Annotated in this window: 19 protein-coding genes and 1 riboswitch; of the genes, 9 read left to right on the top strand and 10 right to left on the bottom strand. The window is 63.9% G+C overall.

Annotation, left to right across the window (positions count from 1 at the left end):
• The first annotated feature begins 9 nt into the window (after positions 1 to 9).
• Genes mobB through moaD form a run of 3 tightly spaced genes read left to right on the top strand, consistent with a single transcriptional unit; the run spans position 10 to position 2,049 of the window.
• On the top strand, positions 10 to 555 hold the full coding sequence (gene mobB, locus AC1DMA_RS23165) for a molybdopterin-guanine dinucleotide biosynthesis protein B (RefSeq protein ID WP_478145627.1): 546 nt from the start codon (positions 10 to 12) through the stop codon (positions 553 to 555).
• Positions 548 to 1,795, top strand: coding sequence for a molybdopterin molybdotransferase MoeA (locus AC1DMA_RS23160; RefSeq protein ID WP_478145626.1), 1,248 nt, complete (start codon positions 548 to 550; stop codon positions 1,793 to 1,795). Before mobB ends, AC1DMA_RS23160 begins: the two co-directional genes overlap by 8 nt.
• A gap of 2 nt (positions 1,796 to 1,797) precedes the next feature.
• On the top strand, positions 1,798 to 2,049 hold the full coding sequence (gene moaD / locus AC1DMA_RS23155) for a molybdopterin converting factor subunit 1 (protein WP_478145625.1): 252 nt from the start codon (positions 1,798 to 1,800) through the stop codon (positions 2,047 to 2,049).
• Here the strand turns inward: moaD and dapA are convergent.
• Positions 2,036 to 3,031, bottom strand: coding sequence for a 4-hydroxy-tetrahydrodipicolinate synthase (gene dapA, locus AC1DMA_RS23150; protein ID WP_478145624.1), 996 nt, complete (start codon positions 3,029 to 3,031; stop codon positions 2,036 to 2,038). The genes moaD and dapA overlap by 14 nt on opposite strands.
• Before the next feature lie 153 nt (positions 3,032 to 3,184).
• On the opposite strand from dapA, the gene AC1DMA_RS23145 reads away from it, so the two are divergent.
• On the top strand, positions 3,185 to 3,661 hold the full coding sequence (locus tag AC1DMA_RS23145) for a molybdenum cofactor biosynthesis protein MoaE (RefSeq protein WP_478145623.1): 477 nt from the start codon (positions 3,185 to 3,187) through the stop codon (positions 3,659 to 3,661).
• A gap of 6 nt (positions 3,662 to 3,667) precedes the next feature.
• Here AC1DMA_RS23145 and AC1DMA_RS23140 read toward each other — a convergent pair whose 3' ends face one another.
• Positions 3,668 to 4,624, bottom strand: coding sequence for a Bug family tripartite tricarboxylate transporter substrate binding protein (locus tag AC1DMA_RS23140; RefSeq protein ID WP_478145747.1), 957 nt, complete (start codon positions 4,622 to 4,624; stop codon positions 3,668 to 3,670).
• Between the two features lie 128 nt (positions 4,625 to 4,752).
• Between AC1DMA_RS23140 and clpB the strand changes: the two genes are divergently transcribed.
• The 3 genes from clpB to arfB are packed head-to-tail and all read left to right on the top strand — an operon-like array spanning position 4,753 to position 8,135.
• Complete coding sequence (clpB, locus tag AC1DMA_RS23135) at positions 4,753 to 7,374, top strand: ATP-dependent chaperone ClpB (RefSeq protein WP_478145622.1); 2,622 nt, start codon at positions 4,753 to 4,755, stop codon at positions 7,372 to 7,374.
• A gap of 5 nt (positions 7,375 to 7,379) precedes the next feature.
• Complete coding sequence (locus AC1DMA_RS23130) at positions 7,380 to 7,709, top strand: hypothetical protein (RefSeq protein ID WP_478126843.1); 330 nt, start codon at positions 7,380 to 7,382, stop codon at positions 7,707 to 7,709.
• A gap of 18 nt (positions 7,710 to 7,727) precedes the next feature.
• Positions 7,728 to 8,135 (top strand): alternative ribosome rescue aminoacyl-tRNA hydrolase ArfB, encoded by a 408-nt coding sequence (arfB, locus tag AC1DMA_RS23125; RefSeq protein ID WP_478126842.1) that lies wholly within the window; start codon positions 7,728 to 7,730, stop codon positions 8,133 to 8,135.
• Here the strand turns inward: arfB and AC1DMA_RS23120 are convergent.
• Together AC1DMA_RS23120 and AC1DMA_RS23115 are read right to left on the bottom strand one after the other, a co-directional pair.
• The gene (locus AC1DMA_RS23120; protein ID WP_478126841.1) at positions 8,104 to 9,825 is read right to left on the bottom strand and encodes a SulP family inorganic anion transporter; all 1,722 of its coding nucleotides are present in this window, start codon (positions 9,823 to 9,825) and stop codon (positions 8,104 to 8,106) included. The genes arfB and AC1DMA_RS23120 overlap by 32 nt on opposite strands.
• Positions 9,826 to 9,918: 93 nt before the next feature.
• Entirely contained in the window at positions 9,919 to 10,797 is an 879-nt protein-coding gene (locus AC1DMA_RS23115) for an AraC family transcriptional regulator (RefSeq protein ID WP_478126840.1), read from the bottom strand.
• An 89-nt stretch (positions 10,798 to 10,886) separates the two neighbouring features.
• Here AC1DMA_RS23115 and AC1DMA_RS23110 point away from each other — a divergent pair, with 89 nt between their 5' ends.
• Entirely contained in the window at positions 10,887 to 12,125 is a 1,239-nt protein-coding gene (locus tag AC1DMA_RS23110) for an MFS transporter (RefSeq protein ID WP_478126839.1), read from the top strand.
• Positions 12,126 to 12,135: 10 nt separating this feature from the next.
• On the opposite strand, the gene AC1DMA_RS23105 is transcribed toward AC1DMA_RS23110, so the two are convergent.
• Together AC1DMA_RS23105 and AC1DMA_RS23100 are read right to left on the bottom strand one after the other, a co-directional pair.
• The gene (locus AC1DMA_RS23105) at positions 12,136 to 12,648 is read right to left on the bottom strand and encodes a 6,7-dimethyl-8-ribityllumazine synthase (RefSeq protein WP_478126838.1); all 513 of its coding nucleotides are present in this window, start codon (positions 12,646 to 12,648) and stop codon (positions 12,136 to 12,138) included.
• Positions 12,649 to 12,732: 84 nt separating this feature from the next.
• Positions 12,733 to 12,890, bottom strand: a riboswitch (FMN riboswitch).
• A 58-nt stretch (positions 12,891 to 12,948) separates the two neighbouring features.
• A complete protein-coding gene (locus AC1DMA_RS23100; RefSeq protein ID WP_478126837.1) occupies positions 12,949 to 14,073 on the bottom strand; it encodes a DNA glycosylase AlkZ-like family protein in 1,125 nt (374 codons plus the stop codon).
• Positions 14,074 to 14,206: 133 nt separating this feature from the next.
• Between AC1DMA_RS23100 and AC1DMA_RS23095 the strand changes: the two genes are divergently transcribed.
• Positions 14,207 to 14,674: a C40 family peptidase gene (locus AC1DMA_RS23095; protein WP_478126836.1), complete on the top strand. Its 468-nt coding sequence runs from the start codon at positions 14,207 to 14,209 to the stop codon at positions 14,672 to 14,674.
• Between the two features lie 18 nt (positions 14,675 to 14,692).
• Here AC1DMA_RS23095 and AC1DMA_RS23090 read toward each other — a convergent pair whose 3' ends face one another.
• The 4 genes from AC1DMA_RS23090 to AC1DMA_RS23075 are packed head-to-tail and all read right to left on the bottom strand — an operon-like array spanning position 14,693 to position 19,420.
• A complete protein-coding gene (locus AC1DMA_RS23090) occupies positions 14,693 to 15,571 on the bottom strand; it encodes a sugar phosphate isomerase/epimerase family protein (protein WP_478145621.1) in 879 nt (292 codons plus the stop codon).
• A 7-nt stretch (positions 15,572 to 15,578) separates the two neighbouring features.
• Complete coding sequence (locus AC1DMA_RS23085) at positions 15,579 to 16,766, bottom strand: dihydrodipicolinate synthase family protein (RefSeq protein WP_478145620.1); 1,188 nt, start codon at positions 16,764 to 16,766, stop codon at positions 15,579 to 15,581.
• 9 nt (positions 16,767 to 16,775) lie between these two features.
• Positions 16,776 to 17,939, bottom strand: coding sequence for a Gfo/Idh/MocA family protein (locus tag AC1DMA_RS23080; protein ID WP_478126833.1), 1,164 nt, complete (start codon positions 17,937 to 17,939; stop codon positions 16,776 to 16,778).
• A 41-nt stretch (positions 17,940 to 17,980) separates the two neighbouring features.
• Positions 17,981 to 19,420: an enolase C-terminal domain-like protein gene (locus tag AC1DMA_RS23075; RefSeq protein ID WP_478145619.1), complete on the bottom strand. Its 1,440-nt coding sequence runs from the start codon at positions 19,418 to 19,420 to the stop codon at positions 17,981 to 17,983.
• Between the last annotated feature and the right edge of the window lie 4 nt (positions 19,421 to 19,424).

The following is a 19,424-nucleotide window of genomic DNA, read 5'->3' as shown; positions in this document are numbered from 1 at the left end:
GGTAGACGCATGAAAGTCATCGGCTTTGCGGGTTTCTCGGGAGCGGGGAAAACAACGCTGGTCGAGCGGCTGATTCCCGCGCTCAAGCGAGAAGGACAACGTGTGTCCGTAGTCAAGCATGCGCACCACAAGTTCGACATCGATCACCCGGGCAAGGACACATACCGCCATCGCGAAGCGGGCGCCTTCGAGGTTGTGATCGCGTCCGACAAGCGACTCGCGCTCATGCGTGAGTTCGAGCGGCCCACGGAACTGGACGTGCATGACCTCATCGCTGAACTCGACGAACGAATCGACTGGGTGCTTGTCGAAGGCTTCAAGCACACCGATCTGCCCAGAATCGAGGTTTGGCGACCACCCGCCGTGGGAGAGCGGCCGCGTCCCGTGCGGTACCCGGAAGATCCTTTTACGGTCGGAATCGCGACGAACACACCGGCGGCGTTGCCCGCGCGCACCGAGTTGCCGGTCTTTGACCTCGACGACATCGATGCCATCTGCGCATGGCTGCTGCGGCATGCGGATCGTTTCGACTACAAGGTGAATCACCATGGCTGAGCCTTCCTCGCGTCCCCCCTTGATGGCCCTTGAAGAGGCGTTGGCTCGGTTGTTGAGCGCCGCCACGCCGTTGCTCGGCGCGGAAAGTGTTTCGACTTTCGATGCTGACGGCCGGGTGCTGGCGCAGGACGTCACGTCCGCCCTGACAGTGCCGCCGCGCGACAACAGTTCGATGGATGGCTATGCGGTTCGAATATCTGGCTGCACAGCGCCAGGCAATGTGTTGCGCGTATCGCAGCGGATCCCGGCGGGTACAGTGGGCACGCCTTTGGAGCCTGGCACTGCCGCACGGATCTTCACTGGCGCGCAGATCCCCGAAGGCGCCGATGCCGTGGTGATGCAGGAAGACACGTGTGCCTTGCCCGAGGAGGGTGGTCTCGGCAGTGTGCGCATCGACATCATTCCCGCCGCCGGGCAGTGGATTCGCCGCGCCGGTGAAGACGTGGCCACAGGCGACGTGGTGCTGTCAAAAGGCGATCGGCTCACCCCCGCAGGGCTTGGGTTGGCGGCGAGCGTAGGTCTCGCCAAACTCCTGGTTTCGAGGCGGCCGCGTGTGGCGCTTCTGTCAACCGGCGACGAACTCGTCATGCCGGGCGAGGTTGCTCCCGGAGCCATGAAACCGGGCTCGATCTACAACTCGAATCGCTTCTTCATGCGGGCGCTGCTGAAACGGCTGGGCTGCGACGTCAGCGATCTGGGCATCGTGCCGGATCGCCGCGAAGCGACCATCGATGCTTTGCGAGAAGCGGCGCTTCATAACGACTTGATCATCACCACAGGTGGCGTTTCCGTGGGCGAGGAAGACCACATCCAGGCGGCTGTGCAGCATCTGGGCCAACTGAATCTCTGGTCGCTGTCGATGAAGCCCGGCAAGCCCTTCGCCTATGGGCGGATTGGCAATGCCCACCTTTGCGGATTGCCAGGCAATCCGGTGTCGAGTTTCCTGACCTTCCTGATGCTCGTGCGGCCCTTCCTGCTCACTCTCCAGGGCGCCAAGCGAATCGCCGTCGAGTCTGTCGCTGTGCGCGCTGACTTCGACTGGCCGCGCGCGGACCGCAGGCGCGAATTCCTGCGTGCGCGGCGCAACGCGGCAGGCGGGCTGGATGTCTTCCCCAACCAGAGTTCCGGCGTGTTGACGTCCACTGTCTGGGGCGACGGCCTGATCGACACGCCCGCAGACCAGCCTTTCAAGGCGGGCGACATGGTGAAGTTCATTCCTTTTGTGTCGCTGCTGGCTTGAGCATGAAGATCAACGTTCGCTACTTTGCGTCGGTTCGAGAGGCGCTCGGAACGGGTGCCGAGACCATCGAAACAGACGCCCAGAATCTTGGCAAATTGCGCGATGAACTCATCGCGCGCGGCGAGCCTCACGCGAGCATCCTCGCGCGAGGCCGAGCCGTGCGGATGGCGCTCGATCAGATCATGAGCAGCGAAAGCGCTGCCCTGCGCGACGGCAGCGAAGTCGCGTTCTTCCCGCCGGTCACCGGCGGTTGAGGGCGGCCTGTATTTGCATCAGGCGCTCGCCGGCCGCCGCCGGCGCGCGCGTCATTGGGGAGCGCAACTCATCGAGCAGAACTCCCTGGCTGGCGAGCACTGCCTTCAGCGGGCCCGGATTCGCATCCGCGAACAAGGCTTCGATGAGCGGCAGCAGCGGATGCCACAACTTTCGTGCCTGCGCCAACTTTCCTTCCCGAAGCAGGCGAATCACATTAACGAAGCGCTCAGTCTGCAGGTGTGCACTGGCGGCAATCGCGCCCGCCCCACCTTCGGCCACCGTGCTGAAGATCTGGCCATCCTCCCCGGCAAGAACCTGTAGTCGACCATCTGCAATCAAGGCTCGCGTCTTTGCGCCGTTGCCGCCGCAGTCCTTGATCGCCCGAATGCGTGGATGTGCCGCAAGCGTCAAGAGCGTATCGCCCGAGATCGAAACGCCGGTGCGGTAGGGGATGTCGTAGATCACGACCGGCGCTGCACTGGCTTCGGAAATAGCGCTGAACCACTCCACCAACCCACTTTGCGACGGCCGGACATAGCTCGGCGCGGGCACAAGCAGTCCGGCTGTCTCTTGCTCGCTCAAGCGCCGAACCCAATCAAGCGTCTTCCTGAGGTGGTAGCCGGAAATCCCCATGATCCGCGACACGGCTGGGGCGGCTCGTGCCACCGTCGCGAGAACCGCCAGTTGCTCGCTCTCTTCGAGCGCCGCCGCTTCGCCGGTCGAGCCGCAGACCACGAACCCTGCAATGCCGGTCGGTGCAAGGCGTTCGACCAGCCGGGTCAGGGCTGCATGGTCAACGGCGCCGTCACGAAAAGGCGTCACCAGCGGAATCCAGAGCCCCGAGAAATCAGAGACAGGCGGTGTGGAGAGAGATGAATGTTGCACGCGACTTTCCTTCGAGGAATTGACCGATGGAATGACCACCGTCAGATGCGCGCGCACAACCAGCTTCGGCTTGGGCCTTGCAGTTCCGTCGCTCATCCGACGACGGAACCGAAGCTCCGGTCAGACGAGCTTTGGTTTTTTGGCTTTGCCTTGCAGGCGCGTGCAGACCTGTTCTTCGCGAGAAGAGGGGAAGCGTTGCAGGGCGCTGGAAGGCATCGCGGGAGTCTATCGCAGTGCCACAATCCTGGAATGGCTGGCGCACGCGTTTCTATTCAAGCGGAAGACTTCGACCTACAAGCGGAGATCGCCACGCTGCGCGCCGGCGATGCGCGCGTCGGGGCGGTCTGCAGTTTCATCGGCACCGTGCGAGACCGGAACGACGGCAGTTTAGTCAGTTCGATGGAACTCGAGCACTACCCCGGCATGACCGAGAAGGCGATCGAAGCCATGATCGATGAGGCGCATCGCCGCTTCGACATCCTCGGCGCACGCGTGGTGCATCGTGTAGGGCTCCTGCAGCCAGAAGCCCAGATCATGATGGTGGCGGTGACTTCAGCGCATCGCGGCCAGAGCTTCCAGGCGTGCGAGTTCCTCATGGACTATCTCAAGACCCAGGCGCCGTTCTGGAAGAAAGAGCAGACCCCTGAAGGCGCCCGCTGGGTCGATGCCAGGGTGGACGACGATGCGGCGCTGGCGCGCTGGGGCATCGTTGCCAGCAACGCTTGATGTGCCTTACTGAGGCGTAAAGCCGCTTTCCTTGATGATCTTCGCCCAAGTCTGCGTATAACTTCTCACACGGCCAGCGAACTGGCCTTGCGGCATGAAACCAACGGTCAGCCCGAGCGCCGTGAGACGTTCGCGCACGTCAGGCATTGCCAGCGCCTTGGCCAGGGCATTGTTGAATTGATCGATGACTGGTTGAGGGGTGCCGACCGGTGCAAAGATCCCGTAGTAGGGCAGGTCTTCCAGTCCGGCCAGGCCGAGCTCGGCGAAGGTGGGCACCTGTGGCAACACCGCCTGGCGCTTGTCTCCGATGACGGCGACGACGCGGATCTTCCCGGCCTTCTGGTTTTCGATGAAGTCCGGAATGGAGCCGATCCCTGCGGCGATCTGGTTGCCAAGCATGTCGGACATCATCGGCGCGCTGCCGCGATAGGGCGCTGCCTGCAAGTCGAGCTTGTATTTGGCGCCCACCAGCTTGACGAGAAATTCAGGAATGGATGCCGGCGCCGGCACGCCGATGGTGTCCTTGCCGCCGCGCTGGTTTCGCACCCACGCCACATATTCATTCATCGACTTCGCTGGCGTGCCACCCGAGACAGCCAACGCATTGGCGAAGGTTGCAAAACCCGCGACCGGCACGAAATCATGAGCGGGATCGAAGCCCGGGTTTTTCACCACCTGCGGGAGGATCGAGATCGTGTGGTCGTGCGTCAGGAAAAAGGTGTGGCCATCTGCCGCCGAACTCTTGAGCACTTGCGCGGCGATCTGCCCACCGGCGCCGGCGCGGTTGTCGACGACGATCGACGTTCCCAATTGGTCTTTGAGCTTGTCGCCCAGCATGCGCGCAATAACATCGGTGCCGCCGCCTGCCGGGAAACCAACGAGCAGCCGGATTGGCGCGGAGGACGTCTGCGCCGACACTACGCCTGCGGCGCCCAACAGACCTGCCGCCAGAACGCCGAGCATCAGGCGCCTGGCGCCACCCCATGTTGACTTGACCATCTATCGACTCCAAAGATTGCTGGTGTAAAAAAGATCCGGACGGTCTTGATATAGACGCCGAACAGCCCTATTTTGAATGCAGGAATCAAGCCATGCGTCAAGACAAACTCACCACCAAATTCCAGGAAGCCCTTGCCGATGCCCAGTCGCTCGCCTTGGGCAATGACAACGCCTATATAGAGCCGGTCCATCTGCTGGTCGCCATGCTTCGCCAGGACGACGGTCCTCGAGCGTTGCTGGAGCGAGCCGGTGCCAACGTGCCCGGATTGCTCAACGCCGCCGAAGCCGCCATCAAGAAGCTTCCGCAGGTGCAGGGCCATGACCAGGTTCAGGTGGGTCCTGAATTGGGCAAGCTGCTGCAGGCGACCGAGAAAGAGTCGATCAAGCGCAATGACCAGTTCATTGCGAGCGAGCTCTATCTGCTCGCCGTGGCGGACAGCAAGGCCGATATCGGGAATCTCGCGCGCAGCCATGGTGTGACGCGCAAATCGCTCGAAGCGGCCATCGACGCCGTTCGTGGCGGGCAGGGCGTGAACAGCGCCGATGCCGAAGGCCAGCGCGAAGCGCTCAAGAAATATTGTCTCGACCTGACGGAACGTGCGCGCCTTGGCAAGCTCGATCCCGTCATCGGCCGCGACGAAGAGATTCGCCGTGCCATCCAAGTGCTTCAACGCCGCACCAAGAACAACCCGGTGCTGATCGGCGAGCCGGGCGTTGGCAAGACGGCCATCGTCGAAGGGCTTGCGCAGCGCATCATCGCCGGCGAGGTGCCTGAGTCGCTGAAGGGCAAGCGCGTGCTGTCCCTGGACATGGCCGCATTGCTTGCAGGCGCGAAGTTCCGCGGGGAATTCGAAGAACGCCTGAAGAGCGTGCTCAACGAGCTGGCCAAGGATGAAGGCCAGACCATCGTCTTTATCGACGAGCTGCACACCATGGTCGGCGCGGGCAAGGCCGAAGGCGCCATGGACGCGGGCAACATRCTCAAGCCGGCGCTCGCGCGCGGCGAACTGCATTGCGTCGGTGCAACGACGCTCGACGAATATCGCAAGTACATCGAGAAGGATGCTGCGCTGGAGCGCCGCTTCCAGAAGATCCTCGTGGGCGAACCGAGCGTCGAAGCGACGATCGCGATCCTTCGCGGCCTGCAGGAGAAGTACGAGGTCCACCATGGCGTCGATATCACTGACCCGGCGATCGTCGCCGCGGCCGAGTTGTCCGACCGCTACATCACGGACCGCTTTCTGCCCGACAAGGCCATCGACCTGATCGACGAGGCCGCGGCCAAGATCAAGATCGAGATGGATTCCAAGCCCGAGGTGATGGACCGGCTTGATCGCCGGCTCATCCAGCTCCAGATCGAGCGCGAAGCCGTGCGGCGCGAGAAGGACGAAGCATCGCAAAAGCGACTGGGGCTGATCGAGGACGAGATCGCCAGGCTGCAGAAGGAGATCGCCGACCTCGACGAGATCTGGCAGGCCGAGAAGGCGCAAGCCCAGGGCAGCGCCCAAATCCGCGAAGAGATCGACAAGATCAAGTTTCAGATTGCCGAGTTCACCAGCAAGGGTGACTTCAACAAGGTGGCCGAGCTTCAGTACGGCAAATTGCCGGGGCTGGAAAAACGCCTGAAGGAAGCGCAGGAGACTGAAGCCGACAAGGGCAAGTCCAGCGCGCCGAAGCTGCTGCGCACGCAGGTTGGCGCAGAGGAAATCGCCGAAGTCGTGGCGCGCGCCACGGGCATTCCGGTATCGAAGCTGATGCAGGGCGAGCGCGACAAGCTGCTCATGATGGAAGACAAGCTGCACGAGCGCGTGGTGGGTCAGGACGAAGCCATCGGCGCGGTTGCGAACGCAATTCGTCGCTCGCGCTCGGGGCTCTCCGACCCGAATCGCCCAACGGGATCCTTCCTGTTCCTCGGCCCGACGGGCGTGGGCAAGACCGAGCTGTGCAAGGCCCTGGCAGGCTTCCTGTTCGACAGCGAAGATCATTTGATCCGCGTCGACATGAGTGAATTCATGGAGAAGCATTCGGTCGCGCGACTGATCGGTGCGCCGCCCGGCTACGTGGGCTACGAGGAGGGCGGTTATCTGACCGAAGCCGTGCGCCGGAAGCCATACAGCGTGCTGCTGCTCGACGAAGTGGAGAAGGCGCACCCGGATGTCTTCAACGTGCTGCTGCAGGTGCTCGACGATGGCCGGCTCACCGACGGCCAGGGCCGCACGGTGAACTTCAAGAACACGGTCATCGTCATGACCAGCAACATCGGTTCGCCGCTCATCCAGTCGATGGTGGGTCGACCGACCGAGGAGATCAAGGATGCTGTCTGGGACGAGCTGAAGAACTACTTCAGGCCCGAGTTCCTGAATCGCATCGACGAGACGGTGGTCTTCCATGCGCTCGACGCGAAGAACATCGAAGCCATTGCGGCGATCCAGCTCAAGGTGTTGCAGGAGCGACTGGCAAAGATGGACCTGGAATTGGACGTGTCGCCGGCCGCCTTGGCTGAAATCGCGAAGGTCGGATTCGACCCGGTGTTCGGCGCGCGGCCGCTCAAGCGAGCGATCCAGCAGCGCATCGAGAATCCTTTGTCGAAGCTGTTGCTCGACGGCACCTTCGGACCGAAGGACGCGATCGTGGTGACCACCGATCCGATCCGGGCTCCCGGCCAGTTCGACTTCCATAAGGCCGGGGAACCAAGGGCCGAGGCCGTGGCCTAAGAGCGATGGTCAATTTTCTTGTTCGCCTGGTTCTGTTCCTGCTCGGTCTCGTGTTCGCGGTCAGCCTGGCTTTTGCCGTGCTTTTGCTGGCGATGGTTTGGGGGCTGCGCTACGGTTGGGCTCGGCTTACCGGCAAGCCGGCGACTCCCTGGGTCATGCGCTTCAACCCTCGCGGCGGCTTTGACCGCTTTCGCGCGGCGGCGCGGCCGCGGGAACCATCGGCCGCCGATGTTGCAGGTGCTCGTGCGCGAGGACAGGCAACCGACAGTCCGGTGCGGCTGATGGAGCCCGGGGGCGTGACGGACGTGCCAGTCAAATCCGCGCGCGGCGAATGACGCCGAATGATGGTTTCCATGCCGCAGACCACGGTGCTGGTCGATCCGGCGGAGGTTGAATTCAGCGCCATCCGCGCGCAGGGTGCGGGCGGGCAGAACGTCAACAAGGTGTCCAGCGCAGTTCACTTGCGCTTTGACATTTCGGCCAGTTCATTGCCCGAGGACGTCAAGGCGCGGCTGCTCGCTGCGCGCGACAGCCGCATCACGAGCGAGGGCGTGCTAGTCATGAAGGCGCAGCGGCATCGGAGCCAGGACATGAATCGCGCCGACGCGCTCGCCCGTTTGCAGGAACTCATCGATGGCGTCGCAACGCCGCCGCGCGTGCGGCGCGCCACCAAGCCGACCTATGGATCGAGACAGCGGCGGCTCGAGGGCAAGAGCCAGCGGTCCGCCATCAAGAGCCTGCGTGGGCCAGTGAAGGACTGAGTTCGGCCGGCACTTCGGGCGAGGCGCCGCACTGTGCAATGGATGCCAGCGCTTCGGCGTCGGTCCGATAGGTGAAGAGCAGGGGTCCAGGTGCGAGCAGTCCCGCGCGTTCGAGCACCTGTTGTGCCGGCAGCTTAAGCCCTGAGACGTGCAAGCGCACCCCCCGCGATTCGAGCAACCGGCGAATGCTCCCGAATACTTCGGCCCCCGTGATATCCACGCGGTTGATCGGATATGCGAACAGGCATACGTCCGTCAGGCCCGGCCGCTCCGCCAGTGCCACACTGATCGCGCGCTCGAGCGTGCTGGCCGACGCGAAATCCAGTTCGGCATCCATGCGCAATGCGTAAAGGTTGGGCGCGAGCAATGGCAAGTGCCAAAGGTGTCGGTCGCGCAGGCTGCCGTCCGGATGCAAGCCGACTTCGATGATTCGCGGATGCAGATGGCGATACATGTAGTGCGCCAGCGCCGCCAGCAGGCCGCCGAGCACTCCCCAGTAGATCGACGGCGCAGTCGCGATGGTCAGAGCGAAGGTCGCCAGCGCGATCGCCGCCTCGATGCGGGAGATGCGCCACAACGCGATGAAAGCTGAAGGCCGGAGCAGTCCGATGGTCGCGGTTGCCACGATGCAAGCCAACACGGCCTGCGGCACGTGATAGAGCCATGGCATGGCCCACAGCAACGCGGCCGCCACCACTGCCACGCTGAAAAGCGTTGACCATTGCGTCTTGGCGCCTGCGTAGAGCGTGATGGCCGACCGCGAAAAAGAAGAACTCGTAGGGAACGATCCGGTCAGGCCGGATGCAATCTTTCCCAGGCCTTGGCCGATCAGGTCCTGGTTTTCGTTCCACAGCTTGCCGGCCCGGGCGTTGTCGACCTTGGCGCTCGATGCCGTCTCCAGAAAGCTGACCAACGTGATGAGAAACGCCGGCAGCAGGAGGTCGCCCAGATTGCTCATCGAAAGCCCGCCCGGCCAGTAGAAGGAGGGCAGGCCCGAGGGCAGCTTGCCAATGACAGCGCCGCCGCGCAGCGCATAGTCGATGGCAGCGCTGATGGCCGCCGCAACCGCGACGAGCGCCATGGTGGTCGGAAAGCGCGGCATCATGCGCTTGCCGAGCCACAGCGCCGCCATGCCGCCGAGGCCGAACGCAATGGCGATGAAGTCCGGCAGCGGGCCGTGGAGCAACTGCGAATAGGAGCGCCCCGTGAAGCCCAGCAGCGCCGGCAGTTGCGATAACGTGATGAGCACGGCCGCGCCTTGCGTGAATCCCATCAACACCGGCGAATTCACCATACGCAGCACCCAGCCGAATCTTGCCGCGCCGAGCACCACCTGCATCACCCCGGACAGCAGCGTGAGCCAGACAGCGTAGGCAACCCATTCGCTGCTCCCTGGAATGGCCAGAGGTGCGAGAGATGCGCCGACCAGCAGGCTCGTGAGCGCCGTCGGACCCACGGACAGCCGGGCGGAAGAACTGAAGAGGACGGCAATCAGTGCAGGCAGCAAGGCCGCGTACACGCCGGTGACCAGTGGCATGCCTGCCAACGCTGCATAAGCCACACCCTGCGGAATGACCATCAGTGCGACCGTGACGCCGGCAGCGGCCTCGTTCACGAGCAATGCGCGGTCAGGCCGGGGCCATGCCAGAAAAGGAAGCCAGCGCACGAGCCGGTCGCGGTTCATGGCCATGGCTTGCGGACACAGACGCAATAGGTTTGTAAATTCACCCGGCGATGATACGTACGGAAAAGAGCTGGACCGCTCCCGCACCCGCCCCCCACCCTACAGACGGCGCTTGTGCTGGAACGCGGTGGGCGACTGGCCCGTGGCCGCCTTGAACATTGCGCAAAAGGCGCTGTCGGTGGCGTAACCGCTGGCCGATGCGACCTGGCTCACCGCCATTCCGCGCGCCAGTAGCGGCAGCGCATGCGCGAGCACCGCCTGCTGGCGCCACTGCTGCCAGCTCATGCCGAGCTGGTCCCGAAAGAGCCGGGCGACCGTTCGTTCGCTGGCGCCGATTGCATGCGCTCTCTCGGCGAGCGTCGCACGGTTGGCTGGATTGCGCAGGAGCGCCTCGCACAACTGGCGCAAGCGCTTGTCTGCAGGCAACGGCACGTCAATGCGGATCTGCGTCGCGCGTTCGAGTTCGTCTATGAGCAGTGGTGCGATCCAGCGTTCGCGTTGGGCAGCGTGCGGCTCGGCGGGTGGCAGGCCGTCGGGGGTCGTGTCGAGCGCCAGCATCAGCGCGCGCAGCAACGGACTGATCTCGAGCACTTCGCATTTCTCCCATGCCGGGCCCAACCAGCTGTGGAGATACACGGTGCGGAGTTCAGCGTCTTCGATCAGCGTGATGCTGTGCGACATGTCCGCCGGGACCCAGAGCGCCCGGGAGGGCGGAACGATGTAGCTGCCGTCCTCGGTGCTCAGACGGATCACGCCGCGCGTCGAAAAAGTCAGTTGGGGCCATGGATGCCGGTGCAGTTCGACCAGCGTATCGGCCTTCAGAAAGTGTTCCTTGGCCCGCAAGGGGCGCAGCGCGTCAGGTGCGTAGAGGTGCGGCGTGAGCGGACCGACGCTGGCCGAGGGTGCTGTGCTGGCTGGCAGCGTGCGCCCTGGCGGCGTGTCGACGGGCGCCGACGTTGGGGCGGCTGTGGACGGCATGGTTTCGACAAATGTTGTCTCTGTATCGCCATTCTGCCGCGGCGGCGCAGCTTAGGATCGGTGCTCAACCCAGATTCTTGTTGCAATCCATGTCTTCCTCCAATGCGACCGCCACCGCCCCTTCCTTGGGTTCGGACGCCAAGCTGATCGGCCTCGTGGGCCTCGCGCATGCCGTCAGCCACTTCAGTCAACTGATTCTTCCGCCGTTGTTCCCATGGCTGAAGGATGCGTTCAACGTGAGCTACACCGAGCTGGGCGCCGTGCTGACGGTGTTCTTCGTCGTCTCCTGCATGGTGCAGGCAGCCTCTGGATTCATCGTCGACAAACTGGGTCCCCGGCCTGTGCTCTTTGTCGGGCTCGGCATGTTGAGCCTTGCGGCCTTCGGCTATGCCATGGCGCAAAGCTACTGGATGCTGCTCGTCTGCGCAGTGGCGGCAGGCATTGGCAATGGCGTGTTTCACCCGGTCGACTACACGCTTTTCAACCGCAAGGTGGCGCCTACGCGATTGGGCCATGCCTATAGCGTGCATGGCATCACCGGGAGCCTGGGGTGGGCCTTGGCGCCCGCCTTCGTGGTGCCGTTGGCAATGGCTTTCTCGTGGCGAGTGGCGCTGGCTTCGGCGGGGGCCTTGGCTGTGGTGGTCCTGCTCATCCTCTGGGTCAATCGCAGCGTGCTGTCGCTGGACGTCAAGGCAGTGCACAAGGCGACGGGGTTCGATGCAGCCGGCGGCGAGTTTGCCTTCCTCAAGATTCCCGCGGTGTGGATGTGCTTCGGGTTTTTCTTTTTCTACGCGATGGCCTTGAGCGTCGTGCAGACCTTCGCGCCGACGGCGGCGGGGCGGCTGCACGCAGTGCCGGTGACGCTGATCGCCATGTGCCTGACGATCTACATGGTCGCGAGCGCGGCCGGCATGGTCGTAGGCGGATTCCTGGCCTCGGATCCGTCACGTTGCGAACGCATCGTCGGCGCAGGCTTCGGCATTGCGGCCGCCATCGCGCTCGTGCTGGCGTTTGGCGATTTCGCGCCCTTGCTCGTGCCGGTGATGTTCGGCGCCATGGGATTCGCGGCGGGGATCGCGGGCCCGTCGCGGGATCTGCTGGTCAAGCGTTCGACACCAGCCAACGCCACGGGACGCGTGTATGGCGTGGTGTATGCGGGGCTCGACATCGGGCAAGCCTTTGCACCGCTGGTCTTTGGCCGGCTGATGGACCACGGCCAGTACGCCAGCGTGATCGTCGGCCTCGCGATGGTGCAGGGGGTGCTGATCGTGAGCGCCTTCAACGTGCGCCGCGTACGGCGCGAGGCGCTCATCCCCGTATCGGCCTGAACCCGCTCCGTCAGGCAGCGATCAGCGCGTCGACGCGGCTCAGGCCTTCAATGGTCTTCATGCATGCTTCGGCCGCCTCCGTGCCCTTCACGGCGAAATGGCGATGGAAGTATTTGCGGTGTTCCACATGCTCGTGGAAGTGATGTGGGGTGAGCACGGCTGAAAGAATCGGCACGTTGGTCTCCAGCTGTACCGTCATCAGCGAATTCACCACCGTGCTGGCGACGAATTCGTGACGGTAGATGCCGCCGTCGACAACGAGCGCACATCCGACGATCGCGGCATATCGACCGGAAGTCGCGAGCCGCTTGGCGTGCAATGGAATCTCGAATGCACCGGGCACGTCGAACACGTCGATGGTGTCGAGCGCCACGCCCTGGCGCTCCATTTCGGCGAGAAACGCGTCGCGCGCCTGATGGACGATGTCCGAATGCCATTGCGCCTGCACGAATGCAATGCGGCGGCCAGGCGCTTGGGCCGAAGCCCGTGTGGCGGAGAGGGGAAGGTCGTTGATCTGACTCATGGTTTGCCTTTGAAGGTTTCCTGAATCAGGGCGCACGAACCCGGAGCCGGGGCACGCGCACGAATGCGCTGCCCGGCAACGGGGTCGCGCTCTCTTTCATCCGGACTGTGACCGTCGGCCCCGGGATCTCACCGGATCTGCTGACCCCGCTGCACATGGCGCGCTGCGGGCGCTCGCGGGCTTGTGCGACTTTCGCCGCCATCACCGCCGGTGGGGAATTTCACCCCGCCCTGAGAACGCTTGTCCCGGCCCTCAGGCCGGAACAGCACGAATTCTAGGCAAGGCCGGCCACCCGTGCTGTCACGCAAGCGGCAAAACCCTGAAATCGGCGCCGGGACGTCGCAAGAGGAACAACGTCAGGCGCTCCAACTCGTCGTCAAGAGCGGATCGAAACGCCGGCCCTGCCGGTTTCTTGCCGGCGTAGCCGAAGGCCGCCTCGACCTGTCCGTCGCGAACCGAGACATTGGCCCAGCCGATCACGCGGTCGTGCAACAGCATCGGCAGCGCGTAGTAGCCGAACTGTCGTTTCGGCGCGGGCATGTAGGCCTCGAACTTGTACGTCCAGCCCCATAGCAGCTCGAATCGACGGCGATCCCATACGACCGGGTCGAACGGCGCGAGCAGGCGCAACGTTTCATCGGGCTCGTGGCGCCGCGAGTTCGGATTCTCTTTGGCCGGCCAATACCAGGTCACGCCGTCGATGCGGCAGCTCGCAAGACAATCGCGCGCCAGCCGCAAGGCTGCCTGCGTTTGCACCGTGAGATGCGGTGCGCCATATCCGAGCAGACGCACGAGGTAAGTCAGGCTCGCAGCCGGCAGAGGTGCGTACTTGCGTACCACCAGGTCGATCAGCGCAGCCGCGCGTTGTGCGCGGCCGGTTGGGCTGTCGTCGGCCGGTGCATGTGTGATCGCCTCGTAGATCCGGGTGCCGTTCTCGCGCCGTTTGACGCGCAGCATTCCGCGATAGTGCATGTCGTCGAGCAGATGCGTTGTCGCATTGCTCGATCCGCCCCAGTAGTTCGTCACGCGTCCATGGGCGAACTGCTGCTCGACCTGGCGCGGATGCACTGGCCCGGTCTCGCGAACGAAGGCCAGCACATCGGCGGCCCTGCGACTCGTCTCCGGGTCCCATGCGCGTCGGGCTTCGCGTGGATGCATCAGCGAGAGGTGTTCCCGCGGCAGGAAACCATAGTTGACGAGGCAGTCCTCATCGACCGGCAGCCGCGCATACCGTTGCTCCAGATCGCCAGCGCGGTAGTCCGCGACGCGATGACGCAGTGTGAGGTCTTGCGCGCGCGCCGGCGCCCGGATCGGATCGGCCTGCACGAACCCCAGCCGCCTGATCGCACCCGGCAACGTTGTCGGCTTGAAGAGGGTGCGTGATACGGCGTAGCGCCGCAGTGCGTCGAGGTTCGGTTCAGGCATCTGCGAATTGCAGCACATGCAGCGGAAAGTCGTGGCGCTGGCTGCTCGGCAGTCGATGCCTATGGCATGCTCCCGGGCCATGTCTGCAGCTCCTCTTGCTCCTTTCCCTCCACTCGGACTGATGCCTCTCCGCATGCTGTTTCGGCTGTTGTCGCTGAGTGCTTTCCTTTGGGTGGTGGGTTGCGCGAGCCCACCGGCGAAGTTGCCCGGCGCCGGCGTCGCGTCACTGAGTGCCGAGCAATCGAACGATGTCGCCGTTCATGCGCTGGGGCTGGTTGGCACGCCCTATCGCTACGGGGGCAACACACCCGAGGGGGGATTCGATTGCAGCGGACTCATCGCCTACGTCTATCGAAGCAGCGTCGGTCAAGCGACCCCTCGCACCGTCGCAAGAATGGCTTCGTTCGGATATCCGGTAGCCATCTCTGACCTGCGCTCGGGCGATCTGGTTCTTTTCGGCGCATCCACGCCATCGCACGCGGGCATCTACGTCGGAGAGGGCCGCTTCGTGCATGCACCTTCGACGGGCGGGGAAGTGCGGCTCGATCGTCTGGATGGCATCTATTGGTCGCGCCAGCGCGTGCAGGCGCGCCGTCTCTGAGGCGCCAAGGCGCGCCGGTCAGACGGCGCTGCGGTGCCGCTCGATGCAGGTGGCCAGCGTTTCGTCGCCTGGGCGCTGCCACCAGTCGAGCGTCGAGAAAATTTCGACTTCGCTGAAGCCTTCGAAGCCGGCATCCTCAACCCAGCCTCGAACCTTCTTCAGTTCGACCACGCCATCGCCCATCATTCCTCGATCGGACAGCAAATCGCGCGTGGGCGTCAGCCAATCGCACACGTGGTAGGCCAGCAGACGCTCCTTGCCGGCGCGCGCGATCTGCTGCTGGAGCTTGGGATCCCACCACACGTGATAGATGTCGAGAGCGACCCCGAGCATTCCCGAGCGTGTGGGATCAAGTTCATCGCAGAGATCGAGCGCATGCTCGAGGGTGTTGATGCAGGCGCGATCGGCCGCCTGCATGGGGTGCAGGGGCTCGATGGCGAGCGGCATGCCGACCTGGCGCGCATGGTCGAGGGACGCTGCGATGCCATCGCGCACTTCGCTGCGCGCGCGGCTGATGTCCTTGTAGATCGCCTTGCCATCGAGCGCACCCGGGAGGCTGCCGACAACCAGCACCAGGCAAGGCGCGCCGAGCGTTTTCGCCTCGTCGATGGCGCGCCGGTTGTCTTCGAGCGCTGCTTTGAGCCCCGCCGCGTCCGGTGCCGGAAAAAAGCCGCCGCGGCAGTACCCTGAAAGCCCGATGCCGTGTGCCTTGAGCTGCCTGGCAATCTTGTCGAGCCCGACGGCCCCGACCTGGTCGCGCCACGGGCTGATGGCACGGATGCCATTTGCGGCGCACTGATCGATGATGCGGTCCAGCGGCACTTCGGCACCGAGCTGCTTGCGAATGGTGGCTGTGTTGATCGACAGCCAGTCGTGATTCTTCGAGAAGTCGCGCATCGTCCAATCAGCCTTCAATGCCGTGCAGAGCCAGCAGTGTCTTCATGCGCCGAACCGCCAACTCAGGTTGCTCCAGCAGGTTCGCCGCGTCGGCGAGTCTGAACAGTTCCGCCAGATGCGGCAGAGAGCGCGTGCTCTGCTGACCGCCGACCATCGTGAAATGGCTCTGATGACCATTGAGCCATGCCATGAAGACCACGCCCGTCTTGTAGAAGCGCGTGGGTGCCGCAAAGATGTGGCGCGACAGAGGAACCGTCGGGCCCAGGATCGAATGAAACTTGTCGACGTTCCCGAGCGCTAGCTCGCCCAGTGCGGCGCTCGCTGCCGGTGCGATCGCGTCGAAGATTCCGAGCAGCGCATCGCTCTTGCCATGCGTGGGTTCGCTGCCGTATCCGTCGCCCGCGATCAACTCGGCGTAGTTGAAGTCGTCGCCGGTATACATGCGAACACCCGCCGGCAGGCGGCGACGCATGGCAATTTCCTTGTCCTTGTCGAGCAGGGATATCTTGATCCCATCGACCTTGTGCGGATGCGCCGCGATGATGCCGAGCGCCGTGTCCATTGCGCGATCGATGTCCGGCATGCCCCAATAGCCGCTGAGCGCCGGATCGAACATATCGCCGAGCCAGTGCAGCACCACAGGTTGCTTCGCCTGGCTGAGGATGCGGTCGTAGACGCGCTCGTAGTCGGCGGGGCTCCTGGCGACGCGGGCGAGCGCACGGCTGGCCATCACGATCAGCTTGCCGCCGAGCGCTTCGATTGCCGCCATCTGCTCTTCGTAGCCGCGGATCACGTCGTCGGTGGTCTTGACGTTGTCGATGTCCAGATGGTCAGTGCCGCAGCCGGATGCGATCAGCGCGCCGGGTACGTGCTTTGCGGCGTCGAGTGAGCGGCGGATCAGTTCGAGAGAGGTCGGCCAATCCAGACCCATGCCGCGTTGCGCGGTATCCATTGCTTCGGCCACGCCGAGGCCGAGCGACCAAAGGTGCCGGCGGTAGTCGATAGTGGCATCCCAGTCGACCGCGCACTGCAGCCACGGGTCGATGGCGGCCGTGGCATCGGCCACGACGTGCGCTGCCGAATAGGCGGTGCGGTCGAACTTGACGCCCGCCGGCGGCTTGACTGGGGTGCTTCCGCGCAGTGTGTAGGGCGCGAGAGAGCCACTCGCGGTGGGGAGAGTGAGTGAAATGGCCATGGGAAAGACTCAGATCTTGAGTTCGGGGACGTCGACCCAGCGCCGGTCTTTCCAGCTTTCGAGCGCCGCCTCGACGAGCTGCACGCCCTTGGCGCCTTCAGGCAGAGTCCACCTGTACGGCGCGTTCTCCACGACGTGGCGAATGAAATGTTCCCACTGGATCTTGAAGCCGTTGTCGTACACCTGCGAATCCGGAATCTCCTGCCACTGATCGAAGAAGTTCATCGTCTGCTTCTCGTCCGGATTCCAGACTGGCCGCGGCGTTGCAACGCGCGATTGCGCACGGCACGACGACAGGCCCGCAACGGCGGAGCCATCGGTGCCGTCCACGTGGAAGGTGACGAGATCGTCGCGCCGCACGCGCGTGACCCAGCTCATGTTGATCTGCGCAATCACCGGCTCGCCGTTGTGTCCCTTGAGTTCGCAGGTCGCGTAGGCCGCGTCGTCCGCGGTGGCTTCGTACGGTTTGCCTTCTTCGTCCCAGCGCTTGGGAATGTGAGTCGTCCCGAGGCAGGACACGGACTTGACCTCACCGAACAGGTTGTCCAGCACATAGCGCCAGTGGCACATCATGTCCAGGATCATCCCGCCGCCGTCTTCCTTGCGGTAGTTCCACGACGGGCGCTGAATGGGCTGCAGGTCGCCTTCGAACACCCAGTAGCCGAATTCGAGCCGCACCGACAGCATGCGACCGAAGAAGCCGGCGCGCCGCAGCATGTCGAGCTTGCGCAGGCCAGGCAGGAAGAGCTTGTCCTGCACCGCGCCATGCTTGAGCCCAGAGCCTTCGGCAAGACGGGCGATCTCCACCGCTTCGTTCAGATTGGTCGCGATCGGCTTCTCGCAGTAGACGTGCTTTCCTGCGCGGATGGCCTTCGCCAGCAGGGTGGGGCGCATCTGCGTGGTGCCCGCGTCGAAGAAGATGGTGTCGTCCTTGTTCTCCAGCGCAAGATCGAGATCGGTGCCCCAGCGCTCGATTCCATGCGCCTTGGCCAGCGCTTGGATCTTCTCTGCGTTGCGTCCGATGAGGATCGGGTCGGGCATGACCTTATCGCCGTTAGACAGCGTCACGCCTCCCTGCGCCCGGATCGCGACGATCGAGCGAATCAGGTGTTGGTTCGTGCCCATGCGCCCGGTGACGCCGTGCATGATGATTCCGAGTCTTTGTGTTGTCATGGTGTTCTCCGCTGTGTTTGAGAGTTGAAGTGCGCCAGCGTCTACACGAACGTGGACGCAAGCGAGAGGGGGTGCAGGCCGGCGAAATCAGGGACTGCCGAGTGAGCGAAGCCGGGCTTTGCCAATGAACCGATGTCGATCCGGCCGTTGCGAATGGCCAGGCGAGGGCGGCTCGCGCTGGTTTCGTAGAGGTCGCTGTGCGCGGCGGCAAAGGCGGCTTGTTCATCCGCTGGCGCAATGCCGAAGCCGTCGACGTAGTGATGGCCATTGCGCTCGCAGTGCTGCAGACCAAGCAGGGAAGCAAGTGCCAGGTCCTGTTGCACGGCCAGTCCTGCCTGGCATGTGAGGTCTTCGGCGGACATGAAATAGTGACCGCCTTCAGCGGCCGAATTCCACGAATCGCAGCGTGCGCGATTGATCAAGGCTTTGTAGAAGCCTTTGCAAGCTTTGCTGGAGACGCCTCGCCATCCATGCGAACGCCCTTCATGGAACGCGTCCAGAGTGCCATCCGCTTCATCGAGCAGGAGCGGCGAAGGCGTTTGCGGTTCGAGCAGCGCCGGGTCCATGCTGGCGTCGCGCGGCAGGGGTTGTTCGAGATAGAGCAGTGCTTCGGGACGAGCGGCAAGCTGCGGCAATTGGCGCAGGCCCTCGCAGAGCGCGCGCAGCGCGTATGCGTCGGCGTACTGTTCATTGCCATCGAGGGTGAACTGATGCCCAGGCGCGATGGTGTCGAGCGTCGCCAGCACTTGCTGCAGCCGTTGAAGATCCGTCTCAGGATTCCCGCCCAGCTTGATCTTGAAATAGCGATGGCCGTAGCGGCGCACCACGGCCGGGAGGCTGACGGGCAGCCCGGCCGCATCCTCCGTGTCGCCATCCAGTACGTCGAGCATGCCCACCGTATGGCGCGCCTGCAGATGGTCGGCCGGAGTGCGCTTGGCAAGCCAGCGATTCCAGTCCCAGCCGTGGAGGTCATTCATCAGAGATGTGTCGACCATTCCGATCATGTTGCACTGGATAGCGGTGTAGACCGACACCTGTGTCGCGCGACATAGCGCGTCGAGGACTGCGCGATCGAGCACGGCTTGGCCGAAGGCGGTCGAGAGCGTCGTGCGGCCGAGTGCAGCGCCGTGTGCCATCAGCGATTCATAGTGCCGGGCGAACAGGGCGAATGCCGGCGCGGCTTCGGCTGTCGTGTAGGCATTGGCCGTGGCCTCCAATGCCCATCCAAGGTCCGTGACGTTGTCCGCCTGGGTTCGGTCTGGCCGCTTGTCGAACCAGCGGGGCACCATCAGTTCGGCCGCAAAGCCTTCGGCCACCCCGTGCGCACCGCAGTCGACGGTGGCCCGCACGAACACCTGCGGACAGCGGGTGAGCGTGACTGCGCCGAACTTGAACGGCAGGCGCAGCGTCATCGGCCGCACGCCGGTTTCGACGGCAAGCACGCGCACGAAAGGCGCGGAAGAGATGTTCGCGGCGGACATGGCG

It is taken from the genome of Variovorax sp. 05N34 (assembly GCF_056397405.1).
Note: the sequence above shows the minus strand (reverse complement) of the source record. Positions and strands in the feature narration are given on the sequence as shown.